The sequence below is a fragment of the Xanthomonas sp. NCPPB 3570 genome (assembly GCF_056725115.1).
This window is the reverse complement of the sequence record NZ_CM161513.1, coordinates 1,783,489-1,796,459: the sequence shown is the minus strand read 5'-3', so window position 1 is coordinate 1,796,459 and position 12,971 is coordinate 1,783,489. Positions and strand designations below refer to the sequence as shown.

General features: G+C 70.4%; 12 protein-coding genes. 3 read left to right on the top strand and 9 right to left on the bottom strand.

Annotated elements, in window-relative coordinates:
- The first annotated feature begins 312 nt into the window (after positions 1–312).
- Entirely contained in the window at positions 313–1,494 is a 1,182-nt protein-coding gene (locus tag AC1PLR_RS07880; protein ID WP_481103192.1) for a putative acyl-CoA thioester hydrolase, read from the top strand.
- A gap of 28 nt (positions 1,495–1,522) precedes the next feature.
- Here the strand turns inward: AC1PLR_RS07880 and AC1PLR_RS07875 are convergent, their stop codons facing one another.
- The 6 genes from AC1PLR_RS07875 to efp form a co-directional block, all read right to left on the bottom strand.
- On the bottom strand, positions 1,523–2,227 hold the full coding sequence (locus AC1PLR_RS07875; RefSeq protein WP_481103191.1) for a phytoene/squalene synthase family protein: 705 nt from the start codon (positions 2,225–2,227) through the stop codon (positions 1,523–1,525).
- Between the two features lie 193 nt (positions 2,228–2,420).
- Positions 2,421–3,122, bottom strand: a complete 702-nt coding sequence (locus AC1PLR_RS07870) for a phosphoglycolate phosphatase (RefSeq protein WP_481103557.1) — start codon at positions 3,120–3,122, stop codon at positions 2,421–2,423.
- Between the two features lie 49 nt (positions 3,123–3,171).
- On the bottom strand, positions 3,172–3,891 hold the full coding sequence (gene ubiG, locus AC1PLR_RS07865; RefSeq protein ID WP_481103190.1) for a bifunctional 2-polyprenyl-6-hydroxyphenol methylase/3-demethylubiquinol 3-O-methyltransferase UbiG: 720 nt from the start codon (positions 3,889–3,891) through the stop codon (positions 3,172–3,174).
- Positions 3,892–3,944: 53 nt separating this feature from the next.
- Positions 3,945–5,279 carry a TRZ/ATZ family hydrolase gene (locus AC1PLR_RS07860; RefSeq protein WP_242159783.1) on the bottom strand — a complete coding sequence of 445 codons (1,335 nt, stop codon included), beginning with the start codon at positions 5,277–5,279 and terminating at the stop codon, positions 3,945–3,947.
- 25 nt (positions 5,280–5,304) lie between these two features.
- A complete protein-coding gene (locus AC1PLR_RS07855) occupies positions 5,305–5,964 on the bottom strand; it encodes a TMEM175 family protein (RefSeq protein ID WP_481103189.1) in 660 nt (219 codons plus the stop codon).
- A 125-nt stretch (positions 5,965–6,089) separates the two neighbouring features.
- Positions 6,090–6,656, bottom strand: a complete 567-nt coding sequence (gene efp, locus AC1PLR_RS07850) for an elongation factor P (protein ID WP_043095640.1) — start codon at positions 6,654–6,656, stop codon at positions 6,090–6,092.
- A gap of 99 nt (positions 6,657–6,755) precedes the next feature.
- Here efp and epmB point away from each other — a divergent pair, with 99 nt between their 5' ends.
- The gene (gene epmB, locus AC1PLR_RS07845; protein ID WP_481103188.1) at positions 6,756–7,793 is read left to right on the top strand and encodes an EF-P beta-lysylation protein EpmB; all 1,038 of its coding nucleotides are present in this window, start codon (positions 6,756–6,758) and stop codon (positions 7,791–7,793) included.
- Positions 7,794–7,853: 60 nt separating this feature from the next.
- On the opposite strand, the gene AC1PLR_RS07840 is transcribed toward epmB, so the two are convergent.
- The 3 genes from AC1PLR_RS07840 to AC1PLR_RS07830 form a co-directional block, all read right to left on the bottom strand.
- Positions 7,854–9,998: a putative bifunctional diguanylate cyclase/phosphodiesterase gene (locus AC1PLR_RS07840; protein ID WP_420007299.1), complete on the bottom strand. Its 2,145-nt coding sequence runs from the start codon at positions 9,996–9,998 to the stop codon at positions 7,854–7,856.
- Positions 9,995–10,912, bottom strand: coding sequence for a phosphate/phosphite/phosphonate ABC transporter substrate-binding protein (locus AC1PLR_RS07835; protein ID WP_442538137.1), 918 nt, complete (start codon positions 10,910–10,912; stop codon positions 9,995–9,997). The genes AC1PLR_RS07840 and AC1PLR_RS07835 overlap by 4 nt, the downstream gene beginning before the upstream one ends.
- 151 nt (positions 10,913–11,063) lie before the next feature.
- Entirely contained in the window at positions 11,064–11,822 is a 759-nt protein-coding gene (locus tag AC1PLR_RS07830) for an RNA methyltransferase (RefSeq protein ID WP_420007300.1), read from the bottom strand.
- Positions 11,823–11,940: 118 nt separating this feature from the next.
- On the opposite strand from AC1PLR_RS07830, the gene AC1PLR_RS07825 reads away from it, so the two are divergent.
- The gene (locus AC1PLR_RS07825; protein WP_048492516.1) at positions 11,941–12,768 is read left to right on the top strand and encodes an inositol monophosphatase family protein; all 828 of its coding nucleotides are present in this window, start codon (positions 11,941–11,943) and stop codon (positions 12,766–12,768) included.
- The last annotated feature ends 203 nt before the right edge of the window (positions 12,769–12,971 follow it).

Below are 12,971 nucleotides of genomic sequence, written 5' to 3'. Positions count from 1 at the left end.
AAGGTTTGCGCAGGCGCATGCCGCAGTGCCGCGAAGGCGTGGCCGCCAAGGTCCTGAAACGTCGCATCCTTGGCCCTTTCGCCCCTGAAATGGGCATGTACGCCCCCGTCGCCGCGCGCTCGGCAGCGGCGGAGGATCCGTGATCGTGATGGAAACGACACAACCGCCCTCTGGCTGCGAGGTCGGCCGGCATCGGCACGCGAACGCCCCTACTATCGCCGGTCCGCGAACGGCACCGGATCGCACGAGCGAATGACACCGGTATCATACCAAGCGCCGCCGCGGTTCCCTATCCTTGAGCGGAGGCTTTCCATGACCGTATCGCGCTGGTTGCTGCTTTCCTCCACCCTCGCCCTGGCGGGCGGGGTCGTCGCCGATGCCCCGGCCCTGACCGGCACTGCGTCGCGCCCGCAACTGACCAGCAGCGAGGCGGCCAACCAGACCGTCGCCCGCCACCTGGCCCAGGCCGGCCCGATCGGCGCGCTGGTCACCGACAACTGGGACCCGAGCGCCGGCGTCGCGTTGCTGCAGGCCGATTACGCGGTGGCGGCCGACGGCAGCACCCGCTACCGCACCGTGCAGGCGGCGGTGGACGCGGCGGTCGCCGCAGGCGGCAGCATGCGCCGCTACATCAGCGTGGCGCCGGGCACCTACACCGAAGTGGTCTGCGTCCCCGCCGCGGCGCCGCCGCTGACCCTGTTCGGCCTGGGCGGCAGCCCGGCCAGCACCACCATCCGCTTCGGCAATGCCAACCCGACGCCCAAGCCCACCGGCAGCGCCACCCACCCCTGCGCCAGCAACGCCGCCAGCAGCACCGTCGGCACCTCCGACAGCGGCACCGTGACCGTGCGCGCCGCGCAGTTCCAGGCGCGCAACCTGGCGATCGTCAACAGCTATGTCGAGGGCACCTACAGCGGCAGCAACCAGTCGGCGGTGGCGCTGGCGTTGCGCGGCGACAAGGCGGTGCTGGAGAACGTGGTGCTGACCGGCAACCAGGACACCCTGCTGGTCAGCGCCGGCAGCGCCAACACGGTGATCCGCGCCTATTTCAAGGGCGGCACCATCGAGGGCGACACCGACTTCATCTTCGGCTCGGGCGTGGCCGTGTTCGCCGGCAGCACCATCCGCTACACCGCCGCGCGCCGCGGCGCCAACGACGGCGGCGTGATCTTCGCGCCCAGCACCCGTCCGGGCAGCAGCTACGGCTTCCTGGCCATCGGCAGCACCTTCGATGCGGTCGGCAGTCCCGGCAGCGGCACGGTGTGGCTGGGGCGGGCCTGGGACGAGAGCGTGGGCAGCCTGTCCAACTACGTCGACGGCACCTCGCCCAACGGCAAGGTGGTGATCCGCGATTCGACGCTGGGCGGGCACATCCGCAAGAGCGCGCCGTGGAATGCCTCGACCATCGGCCGACCGTACTGCAGCAGCAACTGCAGCAATTCGGCCAATCGCTTCTACGAGTACGCCAACAGCGGCGCCGGCAGCGCGCCCTGAGGCATGCCGGCGCGGAGGGCGGGCGGGCTCAGCCCAGCCCGGCCCACCAGGCGCGCCACAGCGTCGCCATCTGTCCCGGCGGCTTCGGTGTGGCGGCGGCCTGCTGCACGGTGCGCGCACGCGCCAGCGCCGACAGGATGCGCCGCGGACGCGGGCCACGCACGCGGCGCGGCCAGGGTTTCAGCAGCGCCTGCGCCCAGCGCTGGCGCTGCTGTGGCTCCTCGCCGCCGCGCAGTGCCAGCGGCGCGGTCGCGGCACCGCCCTCGGCCAGGCGCTGCGCCAGCACCTGCAGCGCGACCGGCACGGCGGCGCCCTCGGCCGGCGCCTCGAACAGTGCGCGCTCGACCGCGACCACCGCCTGCGCGAACGGCTCCAGCCGCTCCAGCGCATGCGCCGCGTCCGCCGCCGCCGCGCGCGCCTGCGGCAGGCTCGGCAGGGCCTCGGCCAGTTGCGTCCACGGCGCGGCCACCGGCTCCAGCACCCGGCCCAGCGGATGCCGCGAGCGCTGCCCGGCCCAACTGCGCAGTTCCTCGCCCCACCACGCCAGCTTGGCGTCGGCCGGCAGCGGATCGCCGGCGATGTTGAGGATGTCGTCGAACTCCTGCAGCAGGGCGAACCAGGCCACCGTGCGGGCGCGCTGCGGCGTCGGCACGAAGGCCTCGGCCACGGCCCATTCCGGCCAGCGGCGGCGCCATTTGTCGAGGAAGGCATCCAGGGCGGACGAACTGCTCATGCGATCGGTGGATCCGGATTCAGGCGCGCGCAGCGAAGACGTCGCACACGGGGAAGGTGAGCGCGGGCGTCGCGCAGGACGCGCAGTTTACGTGGGTGGCCGGTAGATGCCGAGCGGTGTCGGCGTGCAGGCGGCGACACAGCATTCGCAGCCTCTGCGCGGCGGCAGCACCATGCGGCGACAGCACCCGGATTCAGGGAGCGGCTGCGCTCACCGGCCAGGCCACAGCGTCGTACAGCTCCGCCGGCGCGGCGACCATTGCATCGGCGCGCCAGGCCAGCGGATCGTCCTCGTCCAGCCGGTAGCCCCACAGCACCGCCACCGAGGCCATGCCGGCGGCGCGCGCAGCGAGGATGTCGCGTTCGTCGTCGCCGACGTAGGCCACCTCGTGCGGCGCCACGCCCAGGCGCTGCGCGGCGACCTGCAGCGGCAACGGATGCGGCTTGCGCTCGGGCAGCGTGTCGCCGCCGATCAGCACCGCGCAGCGCTGCTCCCACTGCAACTGCGGCAGGATCAACCGGGCCAGCGCCTCGGGCTTGTTGGTGACGATGCCCCACACGCTGCCGGCGTCTTCCAGGCGTTGCAGCAGTTGAGGGATGCCGTCGAACGGCTGCGAATGGCGGCCGATCAGCGCCTCGTAGTGGCGCAGGAACGCCGGGATCAGCGCATCGCGCTCGGTCGCGGGCAGATCCGGAAAGGCGACGCCGAGCATCGCCCGCGAGCCCTTGGACACCACCGGCCGCAGCTGCGCCAGGGTCAACGCCGCACGGCCATGCTCGGCCAGCACCGCATTGGCCGCGGCCAACAGATCCGGCGCACTGTCCAGCAACGTGCCATCCAGATCGAACAGCACCACCCGCGGGTAGCCACGGTCCACATCGCGCTCGAGCGGCATCACGCCCACGCGCACCCGCCGTTGCCAATCCCCAATCCCCAATCCCGAATCACGGCTTTGCAGCACACGCCAGGTAATTCACCTCGGTCCGCGACGACAAGCGCGCACGATTGCGCCACGGCTCGTAGGCCAGGCCGCTGACGTCGCGCAGCTGCAGCTCGGCCTGGCGCAACCAGGCGGCCAGTTCCGCCGGCTTGATGAAATCCTGATAGCGGTGGGTGCCGGTGGGCAACAGCCGCGCCACGTATTCGGCACCGACGATGGCCAGGGCGAACGCGGCCGGGGTGCGGTTGAGGGTGGACAGGAACAGCTGTCCGCCCGGCTTGAGCAGGGTCGCGCAAGCGCGCACGATCGCCGCCGGATCGGGCACGTGCTCGAGCATCTCCATGCAGGTGATCGCATCGAAGCTGGCCGGCTGCGCCGCCGCCAGGTCCTCCACCGACTGCACGCGGTAATCCACCTCGACCCCGGATTCGAACTGGTGCAGGCGCGCGACCTTGATCAGTTCCGGCGACAGGTCGATGGCGGTGACCTGCGCGCCCTCCTTGGCCAGCGCCTCGCTGAGCAGGCCGCCGCCGCAGCCCACGTCCAGCACCGTCGCACCGCGCAGCGGCAGGCGCTCGGCGACGTAGCGCAGGCGCACCGGGTTGAGCGCGTGCAGCGGCTTCTGCGGGCCGTCGGCGTCCCACCAGCGGGTGGCCAGGGCGCCGAACTTGTCCAGTTCGGCCTGATCGAAATTGGCGGAGGCGTTGGCGGCGGAAGCGGTCATGGCGGACTCTCGTTTGGGCCGCGCTCGCGGCGCGGCACGGCGAACATAGGGGATCAGGCGTGGACGCTGCGGATACGTTCGCGCCACTGCCGGGCATTGGCGACCAGCGCGTCGACGTCCATGTCCACCAGCACGCGCTGGCTCAGCTTGGGCTGGCCGGCGATCCACACGTCGCTGACCTGCTGCCGGCCGGTGGCGTACACCAGCTGCGACAACACGTTGTGCAGCGGCTGGGTCTCCAGCGCCGACAGGTCCACGCAGATCAGGTCGGCCTGCTTGCCCGGCTCGATCGAGCCGATCGTCTCGCCGAAGCCCAGCGCGCGCGCGCCGCCCAGGGTGGCCGCGCGCAGCGTGCTGGCCGCGTCCAGCGCGGTGGCGTCGTTGGCCACGGCCTTGGCCAGGATCGCCGCGGTGCGGTTCTCGCTGAACATGTCCAGGTCGTTGTTGCTGGCGCAGCCGTCGGTGCCGATCGCCAGGTTCACCCCTGCCCGCTGCAGCGCGCAGGCCGGGCAGAACCCGGAAGCGAGCTTGAGGTTGGATTCGGGGCAATGCACCACGCTGACCCCGCGCTCGGCGCACAGGTGGATCTCCGCGTCGGTGAGCTGGGTCATGTGCACCGCGATCAGGCGGTCGTTGACCAGGCCCAGGCGGTCCAGCCGCGCCAGCGGGCGCTGCCCGTACTGCTTGAGCGAATCGGCGATTTCCTGCGCGGTCTCGTGGGTGTGCAGGTGCACCGGCACCTCGAGCTGGTCGGACAGCATCCGCACCCGCTCGAAGTTGGCGTCGTTGACCGTGTACGGCGCATGCGGGGCGAAGGCGATGCCGACCAGCGGATCGTCGCGCCACTGGTCGTGCACCTCGCAGGCGCGGGCGAAGTACTCGTCGGAGGTCTTGGCCCAGGCGGTCGGGAAATCGATGATCACCGTGCCGACCCGCGCGCGGAAGCCGTGCTGCTTGTACACCGCGGCCTGCACGTCGGCGAAGAAGTAGTTCTCGTTGGCGCAGGTGGTGCCGCCGCGCAGCATCTCGGCGATCGCCAGCGCGGTGCCGTCGGCGACGAACTCCGGGCCGATCACTGCGGTCTCCACCGGCCAGATGTGCTGCTGCAGCCACACCATCAGCGGCAGGTCGTCGGCGATGCCGCGCAGCAGGGTCATCGGGTTGTGCGTGTGCGCGTTGACCAGGCCCGGCAGCAGCGCCGCGTCCGGGCGCGAGACGGTGCGTGCGGGGGCGAAGCGCGTGCGCGCCTCGGCCGTGGGCAGCACCGCCACGATCTCGCTGCCGCGCACCGCCACCGCGTGGTCTTCCAGCACCACCGCATGCGGCTCGATCGGGACCACGTAGCCGGCTTCGATCAGCAGGTCGCAGGATTCGGGAATGGAGGTCATCGCAGGGACTCTGGAAAAGAAAGGATCACGGTGCCGGTGCCGCCTGGGCCTGGCGGATGCGCCGCTGGTACACGCGCAGCACCAGCCACTGCAGCAGGAAGATCGCCAGGAAGCCGAAGCGGCCCAGCCAGGGCGCGACCATGCCCACCGGGATGCACAACGCGAACACCACCGGCGAGACCGCCGCGCGCAGCTTCATCGCCTGCGCCTGCAGCGGGCCCAGTCGCTGCGCCAGGCCTTCCTTGCGCACCGCATAGGCATGCAGCCAGTACCCGGCCAGGCCGATCGTGGCCAGATGCGCGCAGTACACCGAGAAGGCCTCGTGGCTGCCGAAATAGTCCGAATACAGCGCGGTGGAGAACGGCAGCAGGCCGATCAGCAGCAACTGCAGCACGTTGAGCCAGATCAGCCGGTCATCGAACTGGCGGATGTGCCGGCACAGCTGCAGGTGCGATTTCCAGAACAACGCGGTGACCAGGAAGCTGACCGCAAAGCCGATGAACAGCGGCAGCATCCGGTGCAGCGCGGCCAGGATGCCGCCGGCGGCCTCGACCTCGGCATGCCCCGGCACCTTGATCTCGACGGCCAACAGGGTGATGGCGATGGCGAACACCGCATCGCTGAAGAACACGACGCGGTCGTGTGGATACTTGCTGTCGACGCTGTCGGCGTGGCTGGTGGTCACGGGAATTCCTGGGAGCGAGGTGGTCCTTCACCGCCGCGCGGCGCTCCGGCGCTTGGCGCTGCCTGGCCGCCGCACGCCAGCGCGTGCGCATGCCCGCGGCCGGCGGCGGCCGCGGGCATGCCGGCTTACTTGACGCGCGAGACGTATTCGCCCGAACGCGTGTCGACGCGGATCACTTCGTCCTGGCCGACGAACAGCGGCACGCGCACCACTGCGCCGGTCTCCAGGGTGGCCGGCTTGCCGCCGCCGCCGGAGGTGTCGCCGCGCACACCCGGGTCGGTCTCGACGATCTTCAGTTCGACGAAGTTCGGCGGGGTGACCTGGATCGGCGTACCGTTCCACAGCGTCACCACGCAGTCTTCCTCGCCCTTGATCCACTTGGCGGCGTCGCCGACGCCGGCCTTGTCGGCCTGCACCTGCTCGAAGGTTTCCTGCTGCATGAAGTGCCAGTACTCGCCGTCGCTGTACAGGTACTGCATGTCGGTGTCGACCACGTCGGCCGCTTCCACGCTGTCGGTCGCCTTCATGGTCATTTCGACCACGCGCCCGGACTTGATGAAGCGGTACTTGACGCGGGTGAACGCCTGGCCCTTGCCGGGCTTGACGTATTCGGTATCGGTGATGATCGCAGGCTCGCTGTTGACCAGGATCTTCATCCCGTTCTTGACGTCGTTCATGCCGTAGCTGGCCATCTGAAACTCCTCGGGTAAGGCAAACCCGCCGCGTTCGGCGGCCGGCCGGATAGAATGGAAGCTCCGCCGCAACGGCGGGCGCTCGTGTGATGACCGCCTATGATAACCGCAGCCCCCCGCCCGATGCAGCCGTCCCCGCCCCTGCCCGCCGCCGCGCCGCCGCGCTGGCAGCAGGCCTGGCGCGATGCCGTGCGCGATCCGCGCGAGCTGCTGGCCTTGCTGGGCCTGGATCCGCAGGCGCTGGGCGTCTCCGAACAGGCTGCGACGCAATTCGCGCTGCGCGTGCCGCGCAGCTTCGTCGCGCGCATGCGCCCGGGCGACCCGCACGATCCGCTGCTGCGCCAGGTGCTGCCGATCGACGACGAGCAGCGCCTGGTCGCCGGCTTCGCCCTGGATGCGGTCGGCGACACCGCGGCCAAGAAGGCCGACGGGGTGATCCACAAGTACCGCGGCCGCGCCTTGCTGGTGGCCACCGGCAGTTGCGCCGTGCACTGCCGTTACTGCTTCCGTCGGCATTTTCCGTATGCCGACGAGACCGCCGCGCGCGATGGCTGGCGCACGGCGGTGGCGGCGATCGCGGCCGACCCCAGCATCGAGGAAGTGATCCTGTCCGGCGGCGATCCGCTGTCGCTGGCCACGCCGAAACTGGTCGAACTCACCGAGGCGCTTGCGGCGCTGCCGCAACTCAAGCGCCTGCGCATCCACAGCCGCCTGCCGGTGGTGCTGCCCGAACGCGTCGACGCGCCGCTGCTGGCCTGGCTGCGCGCACTGCCGTGGCCGCTGGCGTTCGTGATCCACGCCAACCACGCCAACGAGTTCGATGCCGGCGTCGATGCCGCGCTGGCGCGCCTGCGCGAAGCCGGGGCGCACCTGCTCAACCAGGCGGTGCTGCTGCGCGGGGTCAACGACAGCGTCGAGGCGCTGGCCGCGCTGAGCGAGCGCAGCTTCGCCGCCGGCGTGCTGCCCTACTACCTGCACCAGTTGGACCGGGTGCAGGGCGTGGCCCATTTCGAAGTCGACGATGCCACGGCGCTGGCGCTGCACCAGGGGCTGGCCGCGCGCCTGTCCGGTTATCTCGTGCCGAAGCTGGTGCGCGAGATCGCCGGCGACACCGGCAAGCGTCCATTGCTGCCCTGACCCGCGCGATGGCGACCGCCACGCGAGCGGCGGCCGCGGGCCGCGGCGCCGCGGCAACCCTCAGGCATCGGCCGGCGGCGCATCCTCGCTGGCCAGCAACTGGCGGAACTCCTCGGCGCTGAGCGGGCGGCTGAGCCAGAAGCCCTGCCCCAGTTCGCAGCCGCGCTCGCGCAACAGCTCGAACTGCGCCTCCTGCTCGATGCCCTCGGCGACCACGGTGATGTCCAGCGAATGCGCCATGGCGATGATCGCGGTGGTCAACGCCAGGTCGTCCGGATCGCGCTGCAGGTCGGCGACGAAGCTCTTGTCGATCTTGACCCCGTCCACCGGCACCTGGCGCAGGTGGCTCAGGCCGGAGAACCCGGTGCCGAAGTCGTCCAGCCAGACCTTGACGCCAGTGCGGTGCAGCCGCGCCAGCATGCTCGCCGCCTGCAGTTCGTCGCCGATCACCGCGGTCTCGGTCAGTTCCAGGTGCAGCTGCGCCGCCGGCAATCCGGACTCGCGCAGGCAGTCGGCCACCACTTCGGGCAGGTCGCCGCTGCGCAACTGCCGCGGCGAGACGTTGACCGAGACGAACAGGTCGGCGCTGCCGTCGGCGCGCCGCCACTGCGTGGCCTCGCTGCAGGCCGCACGCAGCACCTTCGGGCCGATGCTTTCGATCAAGCCGCTCTGTTCGGCCACGTCGATGAACACCGTCGGCGAGATCGTGCCCATTGCAGGGTGCTGCCAGCGCAGCAGCACTTCCACGCCGACCATGCGCCGGTCCTGGGTGCGGAAGATCGGCTGATAGGCCAGCTTGAGTTCGTCGCGCTCCCAGGCGCCGCGCAGCTCGTGCTCCATGTGCACGCGCCGCTCCACCGCATAGTCCATCGCGCGGCTGTAGAAGCGGTGGCAGTTCTTGCCGGCCAGCTTGGCCTGGTACATGGCGATATCGCCGTTCTTCAGCAGTGCCGACGCATCCTCGGCATCGCCCGGATAGACGGTGATGCCGATCGAGGTGCCCATGAACACCTCGCGGCCCTGGATCCGCAGTGGCTCGCGCAGTTCCTGCACCAGCCGCTGCGCCAGCGCGGTGGCGACCTTGGCCGCCTGCGCGTCCTCCACCAGGATCACGAACTCGTCGCCACCGAAGCGCGCCAGCAGCGCGTCGTCGCCGCCCAGCTGTTCCACCGCCAGCTGGATGCGCCGCGCGAACTGCAGCAGGGCTTCGTCGCCGGCCTCGTGACCGAGCGTGTCGTTGATCCGCTTGAAATCGTCGATGTCGGCGAACAGCAGCGCCAGCCGGCGTTGCGAGGCGCGTGCCGACAGCATGCGATGGTCCAGCGCCTCGCGGAACGCGAGCCGGTTGGTGAGCCCGGTCAACGCATCGGTGTAGGCCATGTGGCGCACATCGCGGTCGTGGCGGGCGATCGCCTCGCTCATCCGCCCGAACGCGCGCAGCAATTCGCTGACCTCGTCGTGGCGGCCGCTGTCGCGGCGCTCCACCGCATAGTTGCCGGCCTCGATCTGGCGCGCGGCCGCCGCCATCCAGCGCAACGGTGCCACCAGGGTGCGCTGCACGTAGACCGTCACCATCGCCGCGGTCAGGCCCAGCGCGGCCAGCAACAGCAGCAACCAGCCGAGATGGCGCTTGCCCAATGCGCCCAGGCGCTGGTCGAGGTTCTGCCCGGCCTTGCGCTCGTATTCCTGCGCACGCGCCCAGGACATGCCCACCCGCACCCCGCCCACGCGCTGGTCGCCGATCATGATCGGCATCGACACGTCGAGGAACTCCGGCGACTCCTGGGCCAGCAGCCCCTTTGCGCGGATTGCGGCCTCGGCCATCGGCCCGCGCATGCGCTGTCCGTACCCCGCCAGGCTCTCGCTGCCGTCGTGGATCAACCGTCCATCGGCGTCGTAGACCAGCACATAGGCCACCGCGACATAGCCCAGCGCGCCGCGCACCTGCGTGCCGATCGCGTCCAGGTCGGAGTAGTACACCGGATTGGCGAGCGAATCGGCCAGCTGCCGCGCCAGCGACTCGCCGCGGGTGCGCATGCTGCTGTCGAACAGGCTGTGGATGGCGTTGCCGCTGAGCGTGCGCACCTCGCGCTGCATCGCCGCCTGGCGCTCCAGCAGCAGTGCCAGGATCGCCATCACCAGCAGGGCAGCCACGCCCATGGCCAACAGGAACCTGGCCTGCAACCCGAAACGCATGCTCTTCATTCCACTTCCAGCCTCACCCGCGCCACGCCGGCGCGCAGGCTGTCCAGGCGCTTCTGCGACGCCGGATCGATCGGATAGAACCCGGAGGTCCCGAAGAACTGGCGCAGCGCCGCGCGCCCCTGCGGGTCGTCGGCGGCGTGCAGCAGGACCTCGCGCAAGCGCGTCTCCACCTCGGTCGGCAGGTCGCTGCGCACCATCTCCACCGCGCGCGGATACGGCTCGCTGCGGTAGATCACCCGGAAATCGCGCAGGAACGCCGGCGGAATGCGGCGCTCGTCGTCCCAGTCGAGGTTGCTGAACGCCCCCGCATCCACCAGATGCTTGTGCACGAAGGCGGCGATGTTCAGCTCCGAGCGCGCGAACACATAGCCGACCGTGTCCGCCGAGGGCTGGTCCTTGGTCGAGAGCAGGATCTCCGGATGCAGATCGTGCTCGAACAGCGTCATCATCGGCACAAGGTATGCGCTGGTGGACAGCGCGCTCTGCAGGGCCAGGGTATGCCCCTTCAGGTCCGACAGGTCATGCACGGGCCCGTCGCGGCGCACGAAGAACACGGTGTGGTACTGGCGCACGCCGTTGCGCTCGGTCAGCAGCAGCGGCTTGGCGCCGCCGCGCTGTTCCAGCGCCATGGCGGTGGCGGCGGTCTCGGTGACCCAGTCGACCCGGCCACGGCGCAGGTAACTGCTCATCTGCTGGCTGTCGCGGGCCATCAGGATCTGCCCGGAGGTGATGCCGACCTCGCGCATGCGCGGCACCACGTAGTCCAGCAGCGGCTTGAGTTGCTCGTAATGGGCCTTGGGGTTGTCGCTGATGCGCCCCAGCACCAGGACCGAGGGCCGCGCGTGCACGGACGCGGGCCAGCAGATCGCCAGCGCCAGCCACACCACGACCACCCGCCAACGCGAACTGGACAAACCGCGATCCCCAAATAGACCTTGCAAAGCCTAGCCGAAAGCGCATGCCGGTGACAGCGTCACAGAATGGCGCCCGCCGCGCCGGTGTCCATCGCCCGGCCCGTGCCTCGCGACATGTGCCGCGCTCGTCGCCTTCGCGCCTTGACGGGCCTCAGTTTCCGGCCTGTCCGGCCAGCCGCGCCATGCGCTGCGCATCGGACAGCACGCCACGCAACAGGCGCACCTCCTGTTCGGTCAGTTCGGTGCGCAGGAACAGCCGGCGCAGCTTGCGCATCGCCGAGTCCGGGGCGCGCCCCTTGTGGAAGTCGATGTCGTCCAGGGTCTCGGCCAACTGCCCGAACAGGCCTTCCACCTGCGCATGACTGGCCGGCGCCTCGCGGAAGCCCGGTGCCGGCGCAGGCGCCGGGGCGACGCCGCGCAGGTGCGCCAGGCGCAGCTCGTAGGCCAGCACCTGCACCGCCGCGGCCAGATTGAGCGAGCTGAACGCCGGATCGGAGGGAATGTGCACGGCCGCGTGGCACAGCTGCAGCTCCTCGTTGGTCAGGCCGGTGCGCTCGCGGCCGAACACCAGCGCCACTTCCGCCGGCTCGGCGCTGGTCGCGGTAAGGCGCTGCGCGGCATCGGCCGGCAGCAGTTCCTCCAGCGACACGCGGCGGCTGCGTGCGGTGCAGCCCAGCACCAGCCGGCAATCGGCCACCGCGTCGCTCAGCGCGGGCAACACCGGCGCCTGCTGCAGCAGGTCCTCGGCCCCGGCAGAACGCCGGTAGGCCTCGGTGTCCAGCTCGCATTCCGGCGCCACCAGCACCAACCGCGACAGGCCCATGGTCTTCATCGCGCGCGCGGCCGCACCGATGTTGCCGGGATGCTGGGTCCCGACCAGGACGAAGCGGATACGGGTGGAATCGGTCATGGCGGCACGGCAGGCGAAGCGAACGGGGGCGTAGATGGTAAACTGTGCGGCCGGCCTTGGCGCCGGACTGCTCTTTTCCTCCTCCAGACCCACCTCCGCCTTCTCGGGAGCGCTTGCCATGCAAAAACCCGCCGTTACCGTCATGGTCAAGGCCGCCCGCCTCGCCGGCAACGTCCTGTTGCGCCACATCAACCGCCTGGAAGCGCTGAACGTGGTGCAGAAGGACCGCATGGACTACGCCAGCGAAGTCGATGCCGATGCGGAAAAGGTGATCGTCAAGGAGCTGCGCCGCGCCTACCCCGACTACGGCGTGATGGGCGAGGAAAGCGGCGTGCAGGGCGGCGGCCGCTACATGTGGGTGATCGACCCGCTCGACGGCACCAGCAACTACCTGCGCGGCTTCCCGCACTACTGCGTGTCGATCGCCCTGGTCGAGAACGGCGAGCCGGTCGACGCGGTGATCTTCGATCCGCTCCGCAACGAACTGTTCACCGCCAGCCGCGGCAACGGCGCGGTGCTCAACGACCGCCGCATCCGCGTCAGCGAGCGCAAGGAACTCAACGGCGCCATGGTCCACACCGGCTTCGCCCCGCGCGAGCGCAAGCGTGCCAGCCCCCAGCTCAAGTGTGTGGATGCGCTGCTGGTGCAGGCCGAGGACATCCGCCGCACCGGCTCGGCGGCGCTGGATCTGGCCTATGTCGCCTGCGGCCGCAGCGACGCCTACTTCGAAGCCGGGGTGAAGGCCTGGGACATCGCCGCGGGCGTGCTGCTGGTGCGCGAGGCCGGTGGCCGCGTCACCGATTTCAAGGGCGGCACCCTGGGCCGCATCGACGACCGCGGCCCACAGCAGTTCCAGGTGGTGGCCGGCAACCTGAAGGTCGGCGACGCGCTGCAGAAGCTGATCGTCAACACCGGCTTCGCCGGCGAGTTCGACGCGAAGTTCTGAGCGAGGCGACCGGCGCTGCGCCGGCACAGCGACATCGACACAGCAGAAAGCCGCGCACTTGCGCGGCTTTTTTTGTGCCCGGCATTCGCAGATCCCGCACTCGGGGATCCCGACGATCGCCGCGCGCGGTGCAGGCCGCGTCCTGCGAGAAAGACATCTCCGCCCGAGGCGGCACGCGGCGTGGCAGGCGCGTCACGCCGTGC